Source organism: Streptoverticillium reticulum (genome assembly GCF_047456005.1).
GTDB lineage: Bacteria > Actinomycetota > Actinomycetes > Streptomycetales > Streptomycetaceae > Streptomyces > Streptomyces reticulum.
In genome coordinates this window covers 5,434,501-5,453,939 of the sequence record NZ_CP179755.1, presented here as the reverse complement: position 1 = coordinate 5,453,939, position 19,439 = coordinate 5,434,501, and the positions used below count along the sequence as shown (strand labels likewise).

The 19,439-nt window shown below is 68.3% G+C and carries 18 protein-coding genes; 13 read left to right on the top strand and 5 right to left on the bottom strand.

Annotated elements, in window-relative coordinates:
- Nucleotides 1–79: 79 nt before the first annotated feature.
- The 8 genes from ACMATS_RS25035 (at nucleotide 80) to ACMATS_RS25000 (ending at nucleotide 7,801) form a co-directional block, all read left to right on the top strand.
- The gene (locus tag ACMATS_RS25035; RefSeq protein WP_414169136.1) at nucleotides 80–1,003 is read left to right on the top strand and encodes an aKG-HExxH-type peptide beta-hydroxylase; all 924 of its coding nucleotides are present in this window, start codon (nucleotides 80–82) and stop codon (nucleotides 1,001–1,003) included.
- Entirely contained in the window at nucleotides 1,000–2,337 is a 1,338-nt protein-coding gene (locus ACMATS_RS25030) for a serine hydrolase domain-containing protein (RefSeq protein WP_414169135.1), read from the top strand. The genes ACMATS_RS25035 and ACMATS_RS25030 overlap by 4 nt, the downstream gene beginning before the upstream one ends.
- 205 nt (nucleotides 2,338–2,542) lie before the next feature.
- Nucleotides 2,543–3,415 (top strand): aldo/keto reductase, encoded by an 873-nt coding sequence (locus ACMATS_RS25025; protein ID WP_414169134.1) that lies wholly within the window; start codon nucleotides 2,543–2,545, stop codon nucleotides 3,413–3,415.
- Between the two features lie 207 nt (nucleotides 3,416–3,622).
- Nucleotides 3,623–4,285: a hypothetical protein gene (locus ACMATS_RS25020; protein ID WP_414169133.1), complete on the top strand. Its 663-nt coding sequence runs from the start codon at nucleotides 3,623–3,625 to the stop codon at nucleotides 4,283–4,285.
- A 77-nt stretch (nucleotides 4,286–4,362) separates the two neighbouring features.
- The gene (locus ACMATS_RS25015; RefSeq protein ID WP_414169132.1) at nucleotides 4,363–5,049 is read left to right on the top strand and encodes a pentapeptide repeat-containing protein; all 687 of its coding nucleotides are present in this window, start codon (nucleotides 4,363–4,365) and stop codon (nucleotides 5,047–5,049) included.
- Between the two features lie 203 nt (nucleotides 5,050–5,252).
- Complete coding sequence (locus ACMATS_RS25010) at nucleotides 5,253–5,990, top strand: hypothetical protein (RefSeq protein ID WP_414169131.1); 738 nt, start codon at nucleotides 5,253–5,255, stop codon at nucleotides 5,988–5,990.
- A gap of 115 nt (nucleotides 5,991–6,105) precedes the next feature.
- Entirely contained in the window at nucleotides 6,106–7,167 is a 1,062-nt protein-coding gene (locus ACMATS_RS25005; protein WP_414169130.1) for a hypothetical protein, read from the top strand.
- A 64-nt stretch (nucleotides 7,168–7,231) separates the two neighbouring features.
- The gene (locus tag ACMATS_RS25000; RefSeq protein WP_414169129.1) at nucleotides 7,232–7,801 is read left to right on the top strand and encodes an NUDIX domain-containing protein; all 570 of its coding nucleotides are present in this window, start codon (nucleotides 7,232–7,234) and stop codon (nucleotides 7,799–7,801) included.
- Between the two features lie 15 nt (nucleotides 7,802–7,816).
- On the opposite strand, the gene ACMATS_RS24995 is transcribed toward ACMATS_RS25000, so the two are convergent.
- Nucleotides 7,817–8,203: a hypothetical protein gene (locus ACMATS_RS24995; protein ID WP_414169128.1), complete on the bottom strand. Its 387-nt coding sequence runs from the start codon at nucleotides 8,201–8,203 to the stop codon at nucleotides 7,817–7,819.
- A 269-nt stretch (nucleotides 8,204–8,472) separates the two neighbouring features.
- On the opposite strand from ACMATS_RS24995, the gene ACMATS_RS24990 reads away from it, so the two are divergent.
- Nucleotides 8,473–10,386 (top strand): hypothetical protein, encoded by a 1,914-nt coding sequence (locus tag ACMATS_RS24990; RefSeq protein ID WP_414169127.1) that lies wholly within the window; start codon nucleotides 8,473–8,475, stop codon nucleotides 10,384–10,386.
- A 27-nt stretch (nucleotides 10,387–10,413) separates the two neighbouring features.
- On the opposite strand, the gene ACMATS_RS24985 is transcribed toward ACMATS_RS24990, so the two are convergent.
- From ACMATS_RS24985 to ACMATS_RS24975, 3 genes are all read right to left on the bottom strand, one after another.
- Nucleotides 10,414–11,091, bottom strand: coding sequence for a hypothetical protein (locus ACMATS_RS24985; RefSeq protein WP_414169126.1), 678 nt, complete (start codon nucleotides 11,089–11,091; stop codon nucleotides 10,414–10,416).
- A gap of 287 nt (nucleotides 11,092–11,378) precedes the next feature.
- Nucleotides 11,379–11,786: an acyl-CoA thioesterase gene (locus ACMATS_RS24980; RefSeq protein ID WP_414169125.1), complete on the bottom strand. Its 408-nt coding sequence runs from the start codon at nucleotides 11,784–11,786 to the stop codon at nucleotides 11,379–11,381.
- 12 nt (nucleotides 11,787–11,798) lie between these two features.
- Complete coding sequence (locus ACMATS_RS24975) at nucleotides 11,799–13,286, bottom strand: helix-turn-helix transcriptional regulator (RefSeq protein ID WP_414169124.1); 1,488 nt, start codon at nucleotides 13,284–13,286, stop codon at nucleotides 11,799–11,801.
- A 767-nt stretch (nucleotides 13,287–14,053) separates the two neighbouring features.
- On the opposite strand from ACMATS_RS24975, the gene ACMATS_RS24970 reads away from it, so the two are divergent.
- Genes ACMATS_RS24970 through ACMATS_RS24960 form a run of 3 tightly spaced genes read left to right on the top strand, consistent with a single transcriptional unit; the run spans nucleotide 14,054 to nucleotide 16,931 of the window.
- Nucleotides 14,054–14,608 (top strand): hypothetical protein, encoded by a 555-nt coding sequence (locus ACMATS_RS24970; protein ID WP_414169123.1) that lies wholly within the window; start codon nucleotides 14,054–14,056, stop codon nucleotides 14,606–14,608.
- Entirely contained in the window at nucleotides 14,608–15,753 is a 1,146-nt protein-coding gene (locus ACMATS_RS24965) for an MAB_1171c family putative transporter (RefSeq protein ID WP_414170790.1), read from the top strand. The genes ACMATS_RS24970 and ACMATS_RS24965 overlap by 1 nt, the downstream gene beginning before the upstream one ends.
- The gene (locus ACMATS_RS24960) at nucleotides 15,747–16,931 is read left to right on the top strand and encodes an amidohydrolase family protein (protein ID WP_414169122.1); all 1,185 of its coding nucleotides are present in this window, start codon (nucleotides 15,747–15,749) and stop codon (nucleotides 16,929–16,931) included. The genes ACMATS_RS24965 and ACMATS_RS24960 overlap by 7 nt, the downstream gene beginning before the upstream one ends.
- A gap of 40 nt (nucleotides 16,932–16,971) precedes the next feature.
- Here the strand turns inward: ACMATS_RS24960 and ACMATS_RS24955 are convergent, their stop codons facing one another.
- Complete coding sequence (locus ACMATS_RS24955) at nucleotides 16,972–17,841, bottom strand: helix-turn-helix domain-containing protein (protein WP_414169121.1); 870 nt, start codon at nucleotides 17,839–17,841, stop codon at nucleotides 16,972–16,974.
- Nucleotides 17,842–18,142: 301 nt separating this feature from the next.
- Here ACMATS_RS24955 and ACMATS_RS24950 point away from each other — a divergent pair, with 301 nt between their 5' ends.
- Nucleotides 18,143–19,336: an MSCRAMM family protein gene (locus ACMATS_RS24950; RefSeq protein WP_414169120.1), complete on the top strand. Its 1,194-nt coding sequence runs from the start codon at nucleotides 18,143–18,145 to the stop codon at nucleotides 19,334–19,336.
- Nucleotides 19,337–19,439: the final 103 nt, after the last annotated feature.

Sequence of the window (19,439 nt, the reverse complement as noted above, 5' to 3'; positions counted from 1 at the left end):
GAGCGCCGGTGAGCACCTCCTGGGGCCGGACCTCCAACGGTCCGGCCCCAGGCCCAGCCCCCGTCGGAAGGACCGCCCCGTGGATGCGCCCGCCACCGCCTTCACGTTCGCCCCGATCCAGACCCTGCACCACGACCGCGCCCGTCAGATCCGCACCGTCATCCAGTCCACCGCGCCGCACCCGGCCGGCGCCCCCGAGCCCCCGGCAACGGCCGCCGCCGACTACTGCCTCGCCCACCACGTACTTGAAGGCGCCGAGGCCGCCGCCCGCGTCCGCGACACCGCCACCTTCAACTGGTACGCCGCCCACCCGGACGCGGACGTCGCGACGCTGTCAGGGCCCACGGCGGTCGGCCCGCGCATCGTGGTCGTCCCCGACCTGGACCGCCTGCCCCGCTCGGCGATCTCCGAGACTCCCTATTACGTGCTCGGCCCCGATAGCACCTCCGCCCCGGCGGACTTGCGGGAACTGGCCGCCGCCGCGTACGCCACCGGAGCCCAGGCCGGGTTCGCCGAGCTGCTGGCCGCCCACGCCGTCGTCCTGGTCCTGCTGCGGCACAAGCAACTCGGCGACACCCTCGACAGCTGGACCATCACCCGCCTGCCCGGCACCGTCTTCTGCGACCACGTCAACGAGCCCATCGTCCTGGGCCGCGACCTCATCCACGAAGCCAGCCACAACTGGCTCAACGACGCCCTGGCCGCCACCGCCTCCAAGCTCAGCGACGAAGCGCGGTTCCTCTCCCCGTGGAAGAAGACGATGCGCCCCGCCTTCGGCTTCCTGCACGCCTGCTGGGCCTTCCCCCTCACCATGCTCTACACCGCCCGTGTCCTGCCCCAAACCTCCGGCGCCGTGCACCGCTTTCTGACCGCCTACCTCGACCAGCAGCGTGAACTGCTCGCCACAACCACCGACGACCACACCCGCGCGCTCGACCTCATCCCAGACACCGGCTTACGGCAGCGTCTGTATGCCGTCCACCACGAGGCCCTCAGCCTGTGAACCACACCGACACCCCGACCACCGGCACCACGGACCGGCTGCACGAGCCCGGCCTGATCCTGCGCATCCACCCCGCCGACCAACCCCCGGTGCAGGCGCACACCGGAGCGGCCAGCCTCGAACTGGCCACACCCATTGGGGAGAACACCGCCTTCAACGTCGGCTCCGTCGCCAAGCAGATCACCGCGTACCTGTGCGTACGCGCCGCCCGCGACCGCCTCCTCTCCCTGGCCCGGCCGGTCAGCGACTTCCTGACTCGCTTCCGCATCCCCGGCGTGACCGTCGCCGAACTCGTCCAGCACCACGGCGGCGTCCGCGATGCCGAATCCCTGCTCTCCCTCGCCGGCTTTCGGGACCTCGACCACTACACCGCAGACGACCTGCTGCAACTGGCCTACCGCCAGCACCACCGAGCCGTCGAGCCCGGCCGCTTCCTCTACAGCAACACCGGCTACCTCCTGCTCGGCGAAGTCCTCAAGCACATCCACAGCACCGGGCTCCAGGAGATCGCCAACCAGCAGCTCTTCAACCCCCTCGGCATGATCTCCGCCCGCTTCAAAAGCGATCCGCGCGAAGTCATCCCCGGTGCCGCCGCCAGCTACCAGCCGACTGCGGCCGGCTGGTTCCACCAGCAGCGCCCGGTCACGCTGCCCGGCCCCGGCTCCCTGTGGTGCACCGCCGCCGACCTCGACCGCTGGCTCGGCCACCTCTGGCAAGAATGGCAGCCCGCCGGCGCAACGCTCCCGTTCGAGCAGCACTTCGACTACCGGCCCAGCGACCACCGCCCGTTTACGTACGGAGCCGGTCTGTACGCCGATCCCCGCCCCGGCCGCACCGCGGTCTTCCACTACGGCCACGAACAGGGGTTCTCCTCAGCCACTCACCTCACCAGCTCAGGACTTCGCATCACTTGCCTCTCCAACCACACCGGAATCGCAGCCGACCACGTCGCCGCCACCGCTCTCGCCGACCTCGACCGCCACCCCGAAGCCGACCCGAGCGAAGTCCTCGCCCGAGCCCTTCAACGCCGTCCCGAGCCGCCGCCATCCCCGGTGAACCCTCCGGACAGCGACATGCCCCACATCCCGCTTGGCACGTACGCATGCAAGGAAGTGCCCGGCACCGTCCGTCTGACCCATAGCGCGAACTCGCTGTATCTATGGCGTCGGGGAACTCGCGACCGTCTCACCCGCACCGGGCCCGCGAGGTACACCGCGGACGGCTACACGCTCACGCTCACCACCTCTCCAGCAGACAGCGTGCCCTCGCCCGACGGCTTCGTTCTCGACCTCGATCGCGCACCCGGACTGCACTACCGACGACATCCGACCTGACCGACTTCCAACCGCAATGGCATTCGGCCTACAAGCAGCCGCACGTTCGCCCACGATCACGCCCCACGCTTTCCGCACCACCCTCGCCCGGCGCGTAGCAGGACACGGAGCCGAGCGGCAGCCTGACTTCGGGACTCCAGTCTGGCCATCCCGGTGTTTCGGCCCACAGCTACTAGACAGTTCCCAAGTGAAAGAAATGGGTCACATGAGCCACCAGAGCAGCGCCCGCTCCGCAGACGCCTCCGGCACCTTCGCCCTCGGCGGCGACCTGACCATCAACCGCCTCGGCTACGGTGCCATGCAACTCACCGGCCCCGGCACCTGGGGCGAGCCCAAGGACCCGGCCGAAGCAGTACGGGTGCTGCGCCGCGCCGTCGAGCTGGGCATCAACTTCATCGACACGGCCGACTCATACGGCCCATTCGTCAGCGAGCGACTCATCCGCGAGGCCCTGCACCCCTACGCCGACGGCCTACTCATTGCCACCAAGGGCGGGCTGACCCGCCCCGGCCCCGACGGCTGGCGCCCCGTAGGCCGGCCCGAGTACCTGCGCCAGCAGACCGAGCTGAGCCTGCGCCACCTCGGCGTCGAACGCATCGACCTCTACCAGTTGCACCGCATCGACGAGAAGGTGCCGCTCGCCGACCAGCTAGGCGAACTCGTCCTGCTCCAGCAGGAAGGCAAAATCCGCCACATCGGCGTTTCCGAGGTGACCGTCCACCAGCTCAAGGAGGCTCGCACGATCGCGGACATCGCCTCCGTGCAGAACCTCTTCAACATCGCCAACCGCAACGCTGAAGACGTCCTTGAGTACGCCGAACGCGAGAACATCGCCTTCATCCCGTGGTTCCCCCTAGCCACCGGCGAGCTCGCCCGCTCCGGCGGCCCGCTCGACACCGCCGCCAAACAGCACGGCGCCAGCCCCTCCCAACTCGCCCTCGCGTGGCTGCTGCGCCGTTCCCCGGTCATGCTCCCCATCCCCGGCACCTCCCAGACCTCCCACCTGGAGGAAAACACTGAAGCCGCCCGCATCACCCTCACCGACGACGAGTTCGACACCCTGGCCTCCGCAGTCTGACCCACCAGCAATACATCAGCGGATCGCGACAGGGGTGACTGGCGCACGCGCTCACGCAATCCGATGACCGCAACAACCTTCGTTGGAGAAAAGGGCAGACCCGGCTGGGGCCGGCGGATGCGGGTTCAGGTGAGCCGGCGGCCAAATAGGCATCGACTGCCCTGCTCTCAGCCGATGTTGATGTATGAGTCGGTATGTTGTCCGGTCATGAAGCCGTTCACGTTTCAGCAGGGCAATGACCTGTGGGAAGAAGGCAAGGCCCCGTCCCTTGCCCACGCCTACGTCTCCGTAGATCTCGGACGTAACCCAGAACTCGCCGAACTCGTGCACGGCATCCGCGCCGCCACCCAGGCCGACCCGCTCACCCACGTCGGAGACGACTGGTTCCACATCACGCTCTACCAGCTGAGTTCCAGACCGGCTGCCGCGGTCACCGTGGCCGAGCGTCAGACCCTGACAGCTGAACTTGCCCGTCAGATGCAGGGCATCGCCCCCTTCACCATAACGGTGGGAAGCGCCCTCGCGTATGGCACGGGCATCATTTTCGATCTTGGGCCCGATGAGCCGTTGAACGAGCTGCGGACTGCTGCCACCAGGGCGTTCGAGGTCGTATTCGGCACCGAGGCCACGGAATACGAGACCGGTGTCTTGCACCTGACCGAGTCCTACGCTTCCGCCGAAGTAGACCTGGACCACTTTCACCAGATTCACCGACGCATACGACGAGTCCGCCCTAGCCACGCGCCACTCTGTGTCGACACTGTCGCACTGGTCGACGTCGTCGCCAACGACGCCGAGAAGACCATCACCTGGAAGACCTGGGCGACGATCCCGCTGATAGCGCCAGGGCAAAGGAATTCGACGCAGTAGGCCATCCCGCTGCTAGCGCGCCTGTGCGGGTGCGCCAGCAGTACCTCGACCGAGACACCGCGCTGTAAGGACTGTCGATGGACACTCGCACAATCCGCCGTACGAGCGTCACGCTCCCCGTCCTGAACGAGCCGGGCCTCTACCTCTCCAACGTCACCTCGTTGGACAGCGGCCGAGGCCGAGTAGCGGAGTTTCACTATGCCGACGCCGATCTGCGCGACCTCGACCTCGCCGACGCCCACCTGCTGAACGGACGGATCGCCGGCCTGAAGGCCCAGCGCACCCGATTGGAGAAGCTACGCGTCGACTCCGTGGAGTTCTCCGGCTGCGAGCTGTCCTCCCTGCAGTGGGCCGACAGCAAGATCTCCCGCGTCGTCTTCCGCGACTGCAAGCTCATGGGCGCCTTGTTCGAGGACGTCACGCTCGACAACGTCCTGTTCGTCGACTGCAAGCTCGACTACAGCGCCCTCACCCGTGTCCGGTCCGCCGGCCCCGTGATCTTCGCCAAGACCTCGCTGCGCGAGACTACCTTCACTGACGCCGACCTGAGCGCCGCCTTGATCGACGACTGCGATCTGCGGCTGACTGAGTTCGTGGGCGGAAAGTACAGGGGCCTCGACCTTCGGAACAACGACATCTCCCAGCTTCGCGGCCTCTCCTCGCTCAAGCAGATCGTCATCGACCAGGCCCAGAAACTCCAGCTGGCCGAGGCCCTAGCCGCCGAGTTGGACGTCGCCTTCGGCGAGGACGTCGACAACGAATAGCCCCACATCCGCACACGGCAGGGCGGCTCCGTCTGGCACGTAGTCGTGGACGGCCTATCCGTGCAGGTCGGCGTTGGCGTGCATGGTTGCGTTTATGGCCAAGGGTGTCTTCAAGAGATCTTGGGACTTGGTCTCCAACGGCGTGGTCTGATGAGGTGGTGTTGGTGCTCTGAGTACCGACGTACCTGCGGGAGGGAACACGGATGGGCGAGGCGAAACGGCGGCGGGACAAGCAGCGCAGAGATCGAGAGGCGGGTCTCCCTGTTCCGGTGCGGGAGTTCGCCCGGGAGCCGCGCCAACGTCCCACCCCGGATGACGCGAGGTCCGGAAGGCTCTCCTCGTACGCCCGTTGGGAGATCGGTACGGACGTATACGGCTGGATGATCTTGCTGGCGTACCTGGAGTACGCGGAAGACGGCAATGCTCTTCCGGCCACTCTGTTCGCCCCGCGCCGACCGGACGAGAGCGAAGAGGACTTCGCCACGCGGCGACGCGCTGACCAACTGCTCGTGGAAACCTCGGCGATGGCAGGCACCCCTAGAGCCCAGGTCGCCGAAGTGCTGTCCTCCTGGGTACCGCAGTCCATGGTTCAGGGCCTGGTGCACAGGCTCGGCGAGTGGGGAGCAAAGCTCCTGGACGACAGCGGCGCCACTGTGGCCCCGGCGGCATGGGCAGCCGGCGCCCGTCCTCTTCTCGGTGGCCTCTGCCCGGCCACGCACTGGGACGCCGGACTGGACCAGCTGGAAGTCCTCGCCTCCAGTCGTCTGGTTGTCACCGAACCGGCCCGCCAGCAGCTGGTCGAATATCCCGTTGCTGCGGTGCATGCGATGGCCGCCCTGGTCGCCTGGCTGTACGACCAGACCGAGGTCGTGCCAGATCGAGCAAAGGCAGTCCTCGAACTCGCCGAAACCGCTGGGAAGATGGGCAAGTTCGTCTTCTAAGTCAGCACGGAACACGGAGTCATCGATGAGCAGTCGGAAAGCGGCCGACGCCGGCCCCTGGGCGGAGGCCGTCTGCCGTTCCACGACGGCAACCGCCGCTGCGCGCCCCGGCGCGATGGACGAGAACTGCTGGGATGACGTCGCGATTCGCAACATCATCGCCATGGTGCTCTATGCCCTGCACCTGCGCGACGACCAGCCGGTCGCGTCGATCTCATGGAATGCGGTGCTCTGGCAGCTGCTCGATGACCAGCGCGTCAACGCGCTGGTCACCGGAGTGCTGCCAGGGGTCGGCCATGACCTCGCCCGCACCGCCGCGCCCGGCGATCCGGTGGCCGAGACGTGGCGGTGGCTGACCCGCACGTGGGACCCCCATGCGCCCACGAGGGGTTCCCTCTCGGTACTTCCGGCCCGGCCGCACGGCGTCGAGAGCGGCTGGGTGCCGGACGCTCCGGAAGTGCGGTGGGGCGGGATGAGCCGGGGAATCGGTTCCGGTCTTCCTGACCCGGCGCTGGAGGTCTGCACGCATTGGGCGGCGGGCGTCATCCAGACCACGATCATCACCGAGCACGGCGGCCACCAGACGTTCGACCGTGTCGAGGTCACCGCTGGGGCGTTCGCGGGACGGCGCGGCTACGTACGGGACTCGGGATGGTTGTTCAACGACGAGAGCGAAACGGTAGAAGGGCCGGCCGGGTACGTGGTCGACCTCGACGATGTCGAAGGCACGGAGGACATCGACGCCGACGAGCTCCAGGCGTGCGCGGACCTACGCTGGCCGCGACGACCGGAGGGCACGGTCAAGGACGGCCCGCCTCCGGGCCTGAACGCCCCGCTCCCGCCCCGGACAACATGCGCCGAGGACTTGGCGGAGATCCTCGACCGCGCGAGCAACCCTGAGATCGTCCCCGACGAGCTGCGCCGCACCATCGATGCCGCGAAGGAGCATTTCCACCTGGAGTTGGACTGGCAGGCCAGCCCTTCGCCGCATCGGGTCACGTGGCGGGTGATCCAGAACTGGTACCAGCTGGGCATGCACTACGCGGACGGCCAGCGTGCCGACCTGTTCGAGGTGGTCGTCACCCGGCGCCTGAATGATCCCGAGCCCGTCCATCACCTCGCCCTGAGCGAGGAGGACGTGGCCGCCATCATCGCCCGGTGCACAGCGTTGAATTGACCGCCGCATGTCCGTGCTCCCCGGCAGATTGGCTCGGCAGCCGAGTTCAGCGTGGGCGATAAGCGTGGTTGCGGACAATCAGCGGCAGGGCTCGGGGAGGCTGGAGATGGGATGGACACGGACGGCGACCGAAGTGGTGCACCGAGGCCCCTTCATCGCCTTGAACCGCGACACGGTGATCCGGCCTGACGGCAGCGACGGCATATACGAGCACATCACGGTCGACGATGGAGTCCGCGTGGTCGCCCTCGATAATCAGGGACGAGTCGCTCTGGTGGAGGACGATTTCTACCTCCAGCAGCGGCGTGCCCTACACCTCCCCGGCGGCGGCAGCGACGGCCAGGAGCCGCAGGCGGCGGCACTGCGTGAACTGAAGGAGGAAGCCGGGCTCGTTGCCACTGACGTACGTCCCCTCGGTGTGATCGATCCGCTCCCCGCCGCAACGACCGCGCGGACGCACCTGTTCCTCGCTACCGGACTGCGCGCCGGCACGGTCGACCGGGACGACACAGAGGTCGGCATGACGGTGCACTGGTGGAAGTTCAACGAAGCCCTGGCCGCCGTTCGCGCCGGCCGCATCACCGAAGCCGGCAGCGTCGCGGGGCTACTCCTGGCAGCACACGTACAGGGCTGATCAAGCGCGTCCGCCTCACACGGCAGGCCGCGTGGTGAGGACGTGCCCGGTAAAGGCGGCCAGCTCGTCCTGCAGGGGCACGAGGTGTTCACGGAGAAGCTGCACACGACGGCGCGCCGTGTCGTACGAAGACCAGGCCCGCACGCGCTCGGGAGCGGGAAACTCCCGGTCGAGGGCGAGCACGGTGTCGTCAGCACTCGGCGCCGCCTGCTCACCGCAGTAGGCGACCCACGACTCCCGGAGCAAAGTCAGCGCGTGCGAGGCCCTGCTCGCCTCGAACACGAGCAAGGTCAGCGGATGATTCGGCCCGAGCGCGGTCAGCAGGTTGGTCAGCGCCTGATCCACGTGGACGCTGTGCTCGACGGAGGCACCGACGACGCTGTCCGGATCGTCGTAGTCCACGCCGTGCGCGCAGAACGGGGCGCGAACGGCGAGCGTCAGCTGGGCCTGCCACGCCGCGGCCCGAGCCTCCGAATCCCGGGCGCCCCTCGGCCGAAGGCTCCTGTTCGAGGCCACCCGCACCGTCCCCCTTCAATCCAACGTTTCCGTCTCACTCTGCCACCGCGAGAAGGCGCGCACCAGGGGGTCCGGATCGCGGGCCGGGGAAGGCGGATCTTGGACTTCTCCGCGGCCCTGCCCCCGAGGCGTCGCGCGTGTCTACGATGCCGTTCATGGGCAATGACGTCATGGGTAACCGGTGGGACGCGGCACGCAGGAGGGCACGAGAACTCCGGCCCTGGCCGAGAGACGAGCAGGACGTGCTCGCCTTGACCTGCTACCTCATCGCGGCCCAGGAGGGGCGTGACGTCGAGAGCATCTCCACGCAGTCGGTGCGCTACCGCCTCGACGATCCGTTTGTGCTGCAACAAGACCTCGCTCAGCTGATCCCCAGTCCACGCTCCGGGCCGACGCCCGACGCCGCGGAAGCGATGGCCGAGCGCGCTCGCACGCGGCTGGCTGAAGCGCGCGCAGATCAGGACGAGTTCAGCGGCCCCGCTCGGGTGGAGTCCCGCATCTGGCGGGTGTGGAACTCCCTCCAGTCCACGCACTACGAGGACCGCGAAGACACCCTGATGTCCGACGAGGCGGACGTCGAGATTTCTCCAGAACACCGCTTCCGCGACACCGGCTCGAACATGTTCGAGCAGGCCGCCCGCAAGCTCCGGACCAGCCTGGACCGCGAGTTGCTGACCGCCGGCGGGCACCCGTCGCTGTGGGCCGAGGTCGAAGTGGTCTCAACGGCGCATGCAGGACGCACCGGCAGTGTCTCCGCCGTGAACTGGCAAGCCGATCACGAGCAGCGCACCATTGGGCCGGCGCCCGAGTCGCTCACCGTGCAGTTCGACGACCTGTACGAGAGCCTCGACATCGCCACCGGTGATCTGCGTGAGTTGCCGAAGTGGGACCGCTCGTTCGTGGTCGTCCACGCCGGTGAGGCGTTCCCCAAGCAGTGGACTGCGTCCGTTCTGCTCGCGGCAGCCGACGCGAAGTCGCTCTGGCGACAGGACGCGCTCGATGCCTTGCGCACCGGATGGACCGAGGCGGGCCGACTGGTCGTGTTCATCCCCTGCCAAGAGGACGGCAGCCCGATGTCCGACGAGCACCAGGAGTGGGCCGCCAAGGCAGTCTCCCGGGCCGACGAGATCGTCGCCCACTGCCCGGCCGGCACCCCCGACCCGACGCGCCTGGACCTGCTGGCGGATACCGAGACCGCCGCGGTCCGCGAACGGCTCGTGCTCCTAGCCCCCGGCGGTGACCCCGACCCGTCGCTGCATCGATGGCTCGAACGTCATCCGGTACCCGTAGCCGGCAGCGGGGCCGATGCTGCGGCGATCGTCCTCAAGCGCATCGGACGAGGCCGTGAACGCAAGGGCGGAGAACGTGAGGTTCCGCTCCTGGTGGCCCGCACCACCGGCTACTACGCATGGAGTTCCGCTCTGCGCGAGGCCCGCAAGTCGCTCATCGGTGCCGACATCCAATGGATCCACAGCGACGAGCACACCGGGGACACAGGGCCGTGGTGGTCGATGCGGGCGCGCATCCGGCATGCCGATCACCGCATCACGAGCGAACTGCTCGTGTGCCACTCCATGGTGACCAGTGTCGTCGCCTACCGCCGGCGCGAACGGTGGACGGACTGCGAGATCGTCCTGGCTCCGTGCGACAACAGCCTGTCCAACTTCCCCGTCCGCAACGCACCCCAGGGGCTCGCCCTCCAACTGCCGACCATCACCACCGAGTTCAGCGGAGGAGACAACCGCGCCCGCGCCGTCGCCGAGGTGCTCGGCATCGACAGCATCGAACCAGACCGGCTGCGCTCCCATGGAGGGCGCAACGACTCCTCCCTCCTGGCCGCCCAACGCGGCGTGGCCGTACTCGAACTCACCGAAGAGGAACTCACCGCCCTCCAGAACCGACATGCCGAGAGCACAGACGCGGGGGCGGAAGGCAAAATGATGATCTTCCGCCTCGCGGACCTGCTGGCCGAGCCGATCTGCGACTGGGCCACGCTGGGAGCCGTCACCCGGGCCGTGGTGCCGACCTGGCCGCCGATTTCCGGCAACTTCTACACAGGCCGCATGTAAGGCCCCGGCCCATACAGAAGTGCCCCTCTAAAGGCCATCGTCTCCCCAGTCGATACGCGGTATAGGGGGCAGTGCAGGCCATGCAGTGCGCTCGTAGGTCTCAATATGGATGCGGTGGCTCTGCCATGCCTCAACGAAATCCAACTGCGCTGGCGGTTGCGGTAGTTCAAGGCTGGCCACGAGGCATTCACGCACTTTGCGTACCTCGCTGAGCCACCAACGACTCCATCCGTACAGCGCAGAGGGGAACAATGCCACCGGTGCCCCCTTGTCACCCCGCATCACGACAGTGAAGCCCGCAACGTCTTCGTCCGGGTGGGCAGAGCCGAGGAGGTGACGGGTACGCATGGCGACCAAGAACGTCTGCTCGTCGATCCGCACACCGATGGTGTCCGCCAGGCAGTAGCGGCGCATCATCGCGTCGAGCACGAGGGGCGGCGGGTCGCCGTCGTAAGTCCGGCCAACCACGACGGTCGCGCCGTTCATGGCCCGATGGTCTTGCGCTGAGTTCCCCCGCTCCAGCTCGTGCCGGTATTTGAGGTTACTGACGTTCGCCAGCTGGCGCTGAAGCACTCGAAACGGCACAGGGGCCGTCACCAGCGTATGGAGGTTCAGCGTGTCCGGCAGAAGGTGGTCATGCAGATCCTCCGCAGGCACCGGATACCGCGTCACGTGGACCGCAAGGACGCCGTCGTCGCCGGTCACGGGATGCGTGTCCACGCGGGCCCACGGCGCCCACACCCCGGGGGCCACTGCGACCAGCGGATCATTCAACGCCTTCCCCTTCCCCGTGCTGACGTGCATGGCGCCGCTTAGCCCTCCCCGCGCCAGGCGATGTTGACACCATCCCAGCAGGCCGGCCGTAAGTCGACCGGTGGTCCGCGTCGCCACCACAAGACGGGAAGGGGACAGCTGTCAGACGACTCTGACCGAGGCATTGGCGCGAGGTGCCCGAACGCCTCGCGTGGCCGTCCGAAGCGACACCCCAACGCTCAGGACTCGGTGTAGCGGTCCAGGAACGCCAGCTCGGTGTCGGTAAGACGACGGGGCCGTCCGGTGTCCAGGTTATAGGCGGCGATAGCGATCGTGCCCTCGGCATACAGCTGGTTGGCATCGCGGATCTCGTACGCCAGCTCGAAGGAGACCGCCCGGCGGTGAGCAACCCGGACGTGCACGTCGACCGGGTCTTCGCGGTAGTGCAGAGGGGCTCGGTACTCGACGCTGGCGCGGCTCACGACGAAGGCGTTCCTGCGGCGGCCGGCCTCGTCGTCGGCCAGCACTTCGCGGAACATGCGCGTGCGCGCCTCCTCCATGAACCGGAGGAACAGGGCGTTGTTGACGTGCCCGTTGGCGTCGGCGTCCGCCCAGCGCAGCGGGCAGGGGTAGATGTAGCTGTGCACGAAACGGGCTTTCTACGAGGCGGTTGAGGGAAGGTCCGCAGGGGCCGCCGCGGCAGGAAGGGCGCCGCCGCGTCGTTGGCTATGCCTTGGCCTGGCTGTACGCAGCGCCGGGCCGGGCCGCAGCTCGGTGACCAGGCTGGCGACGTCTTGGCTGTCGGGGCGCATGTGGGCGTGTCCGGACAGGTCTTCCTGGATTTCGCGGAGCAGTCGCTGTTCTTCGTCGAGTTCGCCGAGGAGTTGCTCAATGCGGGAGGCGGCGGCGTCGGGGGGAGCTGGTAGGGCGAGGCGGGTCAGTTGCTTCAGCTCGGCTCGGGCCTGCGCTGGCAGGGGTCCCCGTGGTACGCGGGCGATTACGGTGGAGGGCGATACTTCGCTGACGCCCCACTGTCCGGGGGCCTCTTCGACGGCCCAGGTCACGGTGCGCTTGGACGGCGAGAGGGTCAGCTGGCAGTCAGGTGCCACGAGGCGGCTGAGGGCAGACAGGTGGATGCCTCCCTTGCCGGCACTGGCTGCGGCCTTGTCCGCGCTGTCCACCACGGTTCGAGCGGTGCGGACGTCTTCGGCGCGGAGGCGTTCTGCTTCCGCGATCCGCTCCTGGGCTCGGTCGATCTCACGTGGCGTGTTGTGGGTTTCGTCCAGCCAGCCATTTCGGATGCCGCCCAGGGCGTCTCGTTGGCTGTCCGGTTCGGCCTCGACCCAGGTCATGACGACGAAGCGGCAGTCGGGCATGATCGCGGGGTAGGCCACATGGCTGACGATTTCGATCGTCTTCCAGCCAAGGGTCGGCACGCTGGCCAGGAAGACGTGACCGTCGCGGTGCTCGACCAGGTCGTCGTCCGAGTCCCAGATCTGCCGGACCTCGGGGTTCTTTTTGACGTCCTCGATCAGTTCCAGAAGCTCTGGGTCCTCGCCGTGGGTGGTGAGCGCAAACCGGAGCATGCGGATGAAGACCGTGGCGTGCTTGTGCCAGTCGTGGTACGTGGCGCGTCCCTCCGCGGTCGTGAGGGCCCAGCGGATCAAGTTGGCCTTGGGCTCCATCACCCAGGGCCACAGCTCGGCCATGGCCGCGTTGTACGCGAGGATGTTCCAGTAGCGGTCGGACAGATAGGTGGGGCTGGGCATCTGCCGGTCGATGAGCAGCCTCAGCGCCGGCTTCACATCAGGACGCCCCTCGGCCGGGACGGTCCGCAGGTAGGTGCCCACATTGTGGAGCAGCAGGGCGTGGCGCTCCTCATCGTCCAGCTGCAGCACCTCCGCCAGAGCATCACACTGGGCCTTCGAGAACCGCGGCGTGGCTCCCTTTTCGATATTGCGGTACTTGCGCTCGCAGATGCCCAGGGCCCGCCATACGGGGCGTTGCGTCAGGCCGGCGGCTTCGCGCCACTGCCTGAGCAGCGCGCCGAACCCCATGTACTGACCGGCGACTCCGGTAGGCCGTTCGGGAGAAGTCTTCTTCCCGGCAGAGCCCTTGCTGCTGTCGGCCCGCCGCTGCGCGACCATCAAGCCTCCTGTCCTGTCCTTGCTCCAGGGAGACATCCGCTTTCGGGCATGAAAAAAGAGGGGTCAGCCCGACCGCTGGCCCCCCTGCGCCTCCCGCAAGACAATACGCAAGATTTGGCGATCTTGTGCACTTGTGGTACGGGCCACATACCGTCCGGAATGTCACGGTTCAGGCTTGAACATTTCGACTGCAACGACGGGGAAAATGATCACGAAACGGACTTACCCACCGCACCTCCCGGCATGGACCGCGAGACCGGCAAATTTTTGCCGGTATTCGCCACCCCCTCCCGTTGGCCGGTCTAGACCAGCGTTGCGACCCTCCTCCTTCTATCGCCGGACTCTCTCATTCCGCTTACGTGGCAAGGCACTTAGAGACTCGCCGGCATGCCGGCGGGCGCGCGTTCCCCTAGCCATATACCCGCGTAAAACCGGGCATATGGCCGTCGTTGACGCTCTCTTGGCGCCTGACTTAAATCCTCTTACCGGCTGGTTCGGCAAACGGTTGTGGCATGGGACACACGGGGTCGAGTGAAGACCACCCCTTGCATCACCGGGGCTCTTTTGCCGCCTGTCGACGGGGGCGCAGCCGTGGGGCACTGATGCCTCCTGCCCCAGTGCATCGCAAGATCGGCTGTGGGGGGAGGCCATGAGCGTGAGGAACAGATATGTGGTGGAACGGGGCTCCGGACGCCGGGAATGCCCTTGCCCAGGGAGCGGCGGAGGCCGACTGCGGCGAGGGCGCGGGTGCCGGCGGAGGACAGTCCGTGGCCGCGGTGCGGCGCCGGGGACGTGCCTGGCGTAAGCGTCCGGCCGACAGCGATCTGGAGCGGCGCATCCGACAGGAACTGCGTGATCTTGACGTTCAGCCTCCCCTGAGTGTGGAGGCCCTGTGCAAGGCGCTCGGCGAGAGGCGCGGGCGCCCCATCGAGCTTCGGGCGTATCCGCTGCCGAAGCCTGGGCCGTCGGGCCTGTGGCTTGAGACGCCGGCGGCGGACCTCATCATCTATCAGCAGGAAACGACCAAGCTCCACCAGGAGCACATCATCCTGCACGAGATCGGCCATATTCTCGCGGACCACCGGGGCGACGACCGGGTGGACGAGTGGCATGCGGTAGTCGCCGGACTTGCGCCCAGCGCGATACGCCGGGCGCTGGGGCGCTGCAGCTACGGCGACGCGCAGGAGCAGGAGGCAGAGCTGGTCGCGACGATCATTTTGGGCTGGGCCTGGGCGCTGGACGGTGTCACGCCCAGCGTTTCGGTGGACCCGTCGGTGCGTCGCCTCCACGACACCTTCGGCGCCCCGGTGGGGTGGCGGTGATGGCCGTCCTCTTGGTCTTCGCCGCTTTGGCCACCGCCGTCGCCTGGAGGGTGTTCCAGCTGGTCAAGGACCCGCGCAACCCCTCGCAGCGCAGCGCGTGCTTGTGCTTGGCGTGTGCTTTTGCGTCCTATCTCGTCGCTGCGCCGGTCGGGCCGGGCTTCGAGACGGTTGCGGACCCGGGGTGGGGCAAGCTGGTGCAGAATGTGCTGCTTCTCGCGGCGGCGTACTTCGTGATGTGTGTCTACTTGTACGCAGTGTCGGACGAGCGCACGGGCAGGCGTCGGGCGCGGATCGAAGGCGTGGCCCTGGCTGTGGTCGTGGGCATGATCAGCTTCGCCGCCCTGGCCGCCCCCCGGTCCGCTCTGACCAGCAGCGTGGGGACGTCGGACATGACCGTTCCCCAGGTCGCCGCGTTCTACCTCACGGCCGGCCTGTACTTGCTCTACGCCCTGACGGCAGCCTCCTACTGGACCCGGCAGCATGCGCGGCAGTCCCAGCGTCCGGTGTCCACGGGCATGTGGGTAGCGGCTGCGGGGCTGCTCGGAATGGCCGTCGTGTGCGCGGCGAACGCGGTCTTCGTGATCGTCCGCTGGCAGGGCGGTGCCATCCCCAAGGCCCTGACCGTCGGCGTGGCGCTGGTGCTGATGGCATCGCTCGTGCTGCTCACCTTCGGCTTCACCTATGCGGGCGTGCGGGCGCGGCTCGCGGCCTTGCGGGTATGGCGGGAGCACCGCCGCATCCACCGTCAGCTGGAGCCGCTGTGGCGGCTGCTGCGGCAGGCATATCCCCGCAGCGTTCTGAAACTCCCGGGTGACACATGGCGTGACCGCTTGCGGGCCGGCGGCGTTCATCGCCGCTACCACCGCCGCGTGGTGGAATGCCGTGACGGCCTGGTGCAGATCAGCACGCGCCTCCAGGGCCGCGGGCACGAGGGCACCATCGTGGACTTGGGCCGCCCCGAGGTCCTGGCCCAGCATCTGCGGGCCGCCGTTGCAGCCCTCGCGAATGGCGCACCGGTCTCGGACCGGGCGGTCCCGCTGGCGGTGCCGGAGAACGGCGATCGGGACACCGATGTACAGCAGTTGGTCGCGCTGTCGCAGGCGTTGCGCAGCGAAGCCAGGAACGAAAGGGAAGCAGCGTGCTGATCACCGCTGGACGACTCCTCACCGACACCGCGGGGTGCGTTGAAGACGGCGCCGTCCTCTTCCGGGGTGGCACGATCATCGCCGCCGGCCGACGCGCGGATGTCGAACCCCAGGCGCAGCCTGGGGAGGCGCGGTTGTCCTTCCCGCACTCCACGGTGCTGCCCGGGCTGATCGACGCCCATGTCCACCTCATCTTTGACGGTGGGACCGACCCGGTGGCCAGGCTGCAAGGTCAGGACGACGAAGCTCTGCTGCGCGAGATGAAGCGGCGGGCCGAGCAGCTGCTGAGCACCGGTGTGACCACCGCACGCGATCTGGGCGACCGAGGCGGCCTCGCGCTGCAGTTGGCCGGCGCCATCTCGCAAGGTTCCGCCGTGGGACCGCGCCTGATCTGCGCGGGGCAGCCTGTCACTACCAAGGGCGGGCACTGCTGGTTCCTCGGGGGCGAAGTCGACGGGGAGCGGGAGATCCGCGACCTCATCCAGCGCAACATCGCGGCCGGCGCGAAGGTCATCAAGGTCATGGCGACCGGCGGCGGCCTGACCAAGGGCGGGCCGGCCAGCTGGGCGTCCCAGTTCACCCCGGAAGAACTCGCGATCGTCGTCCAGGAAGCTCATCAGGCCGGGCTTCCGGTGGCCGCGCATGCCCACGGGGCCGACGGCATCGCAGCTGCCGTGGCCGCCGGGGTGGACACCATCGAGCACTGCACGTGGATCACCCGCGACGGTTTCGAGGTGCGCGAGGAGGTGCTGGCCCAGATCGTCGACAAGGGCATTTTCGTCTGTCCCACCGTCAGCCCGCAGTGGCCCCTGCTGCCTAAAATCTTCGGCCCCGAGCGTGCCGAGGCCCTGGTCGCCATGGCCCGGCGGGTCGCGGAATCGGGGGTGCGGCTGATCGCCGGTACGGACGCCGGAGTGGGCCGTGCCGGGTTCGACGGGCTGGTCTCAAGTCTGGGCTTCCACCGGCACCTCGGGCTGCCGAACAACCGGATCATCGAAATGGCCACCGCCCAGGCGGCAAGTGCTCTGGGTCTCGGTGACGTGACGGGCAAGATCGCCCCGGGATACAGCGCGGACCTGCTCGTCGTCGATGGTGACCCTTTGGCGGACCTGGACGCGCTGCGCGCGGTCAACACCGTGTTCGCCGCCGGCCGGCAGTACCAGCCGAGCCGCCCGTGACCACCTAGGACGTGCGGCCAGCACACCCGCGGGGCCGAGGTCACTGCCCTTCGTCGCCGGCGGCGGGCAGTCCTCGGTCCTGGAGTTCGACGACGACCTCGTTGACAAAAGCGAGCACGTCCGCGGGAAGCCCCGCTTCGCCCGCGCCGTGTGCCACAGCCCGGGTGACCTTGCCCTCCCGGGCAAGGGCCAGCAGTCGCAGTCCCTCGTAGATGTGCCGGGCCACCTCGTGCTGGGGCTCGAAGAACAGCGGCTCAACGCCGAAGAAGTCGGCCAGCCCGTGATAGACGATCGGCTTGGCCGTGGGCTGGGCGCCGGAGAGAATCGCCTTCACTTCCGCTTCCGAGGCGACCGCAGCACCTGCCCACTCGTTGACCCCCTGGGCGATCTCGTCGGCCGTCGGCGCGACCTGATCACCCGGGTACAGGTGCTCCATCAAAAACGCGATCTTGTCCGCGAGCGACGTGGGTACCTGGCCCGGCTCCGGCACATCTCGCCCGAAGGACCGCTCCTGCGCGGCCAGCAGCGAATCGACACTGACCCCGTACGCCGCCGCGAGGGGCGGGACATACTTCGGGTCCAGCCGGCGGATGCCTCGCTCCGCGCGGCTGACGGGCGCGTGGCTCTTGGTGCCGATGATCGGGCCGGTGTCCTTCTGATAGATCCCGGCATCGGCCCGCAGGTCCGCGAGGTCAGGCAGACCCTCTCGGGGGAAGAGGGCGTCCAGGGACTTGCCGAGGACCTTGGCGAGAGCCGGCAGGACCTCGGCGTCAGGGCGCTTCTTGCCGTTCTCCCAGTTCGCCTCGGCGGAGTCGGAGACACCCAGGGCCTGCCCCACCTGGCTCTGCAGAAGTCCCGCATGGATGCGCGCCACCTTGATGCGGCGTCCGTCGACCAGACGCTGGGACATGTAAAGCGCTCCAATGCATGCAAGGTTTGATGAGCCCACTTTAGCAACTTGTGCGTGCGCGCAGGGACAGATAGCCTGACGATGGCGAGATCGACCGGGGGAAACCCCTTCTACCTGGTCTTTTTCTTCGCCCACGTACAGAACTTCCCTGCCCTTGGGCGGGAAGCGGCACCGGGCCCAGCCAGCTGCTGGCCTGAGAAACCCGCTGGCGGGCCCGGCATCATCCCCTTCGGAGACATGCATGAGTTTTGCATCATCACCTGCCTCTTCGCACGCCGCGCGTCGGTTTCGGCGTTCGCTGGTGGCTGCGTCAGCGGTGGCGGTGGGCGCGGGTGCGCTGCTGGCGCCGAGCGCGTCGGCGGCTGATCAGTGGGGCCGGGGTTTCCTGATCCCGGACTCCGCCGGACACGCGGGCGCCTCCCACGTCGGCGACTACGTATCCGCCGTGCCGGGCGCGATCGCGTACTGCGCCGACCCGGGCCTCGCTGGCCCGGACGCCGCCGGCGGTTACGCGGCCGCTCGCGACTACACCTCCTGGACGTCGCAGGCCACCGGCAAGGCCGCGACCGCCGCGCAGGTCTCTCAGGCCGCGTACATCGTGTCGAAGTACGGCCAGGCCGGCTCGGACGCGCAGGCCGCCGCTGTCGACGCGGACGTCTACAGCTTGCTCAACGCCGGGTCCACCTATGCCCTGCCCGACGGGACGCGGGCCGTGCAGCGGCTGTCGTACCCGCAGGTGGCCCCGCAGGCGAAGAAGCTGGCCACCGAGTACCTGGCCGAGGCCGCACGGTTCGCCGGCCCGTACACGGTCCACCTCCAGCCGCTGGCAGCGCTGCGGCCCGGTGTGACGACCGGCATCAAGATCACCGTCACCTCCGCCGCCGGGAACGCGGTGCCAGGCATCCGGCTCAACCTGAAGGCCGCCCTCGACGGGAGGCAGGTGGCGACGGACACCGAGTCCACCAACGCCGACGGCATCGCCTACGCGCACGTGACGGCCGCGAAGGGCCACAGCGTCACGCTCACCACGGAGGCGACGGGCCTGCCCGGCACCACGCTGCGCGCCGTCCTGCCCCACAACAAGCGCGCGCAGCGCATGGTCATCACCGGCGGCACCACCAGCGCCACGGCGCAGCTGACGATGAAGGCCACCGGGGAAGGCGGCCGGATCAAGGTCGTCAAGAGTGCCGGCGACACCGGCAAGCCGCTGTCGGGCGTGACGTTCGCCGTGCGCGACAAGGCCAGCGGCAAGACGGTCGCGACCGGCACGACCAACGCCGACGGCATCTGGCAGACCGCCGAGCTGCCGGCGGGCGAGTACACGGTCCACGAGGTCGAGGCGGTCGACGGCTACCAGCTGGCGGCCGACCAGGAGGTGGCGGTCACCGACGGCAAGGCCGCCCAGGTCGCCGTGCGCGACGCCAGGATCCCCAAGCCCGCGATGCCCAAGCCGCGGCCGGTGACGATCAAGGTGCTGCCGCAGACCGGCGCCTGACCCCTACGCCGGCGCGCGATGCCTAGCCGCGCGTCTGCGCGAACTCCGCAATGGGGCGGGGGCCTTGAGCCGGTCCCCGCCCCGTTGTGTACCTCCATCCGCT

Coding starts and splice junctions, on each gene's coding strand:
- ACMATS_RS25005 (WP_414169130.1), top strand. CDS start 6,106: ATGGACGAGAACTGCTGGGATGACGTCGCGATTCGCAACATCATCGCC.
- ACMATS_RS25020 (WP_414169133.1), top strand. CDS start 3,623: ATGAAGCCGTTCACGTTTCAGCAGGGCAATGACCTGTGGGAAGAAGGC.
- ACMATS_RS24965 (WP_414170790.1), top strand. CDS start 14,608: ATGGCCGTCCTCTTGGTCTTCGCCGCTTTGGCCACCGCCGTCGCCTGG.
- ACMATS_RS24990 (WP_414169127.1), top strand. CDS start 8,473: ATGGGCAATGACGTCATGGGTAACCGGTGGGACGCGGCACGCAGGAGG.
- ACMATS_RS24955 (WP_414169121.1), bottom strand. CDS start 17,841: ATGTCCCAGCGTCTGGTCGACGGACGCCGCATCAAGGTGGCGCGCATC.
- ACMATS_RS25010 (WP_414169131.1), top strand. CDS start 5,253: ATGGGCGAGGCGAAACGGCGGCGGGACAAGCAGCGCAGAGATCGAGAG.
- ACMATS_RS24975 (WP_414169124.1), bottom strand. CDS start 13,286: ATGGTCGCGCAGCGGCGGGCCGACAGCAGCAAGGGCTCTGCCGGGAAG.
- ACMATS_RS25015 (WP_414169132.1), top strand. CDS start 4,363: ATGGACACTCGCACAATCCGCCGTACGAGCGTCACGCTCCCCGTCCTG.
- ACMATS_RS25025 (WP_414169134.1), top strand. CDS start 2,543: ATGAGCCACCAGAGCAGCGCCCGCTCCGCAGACGCCTCCGGCACCTTC.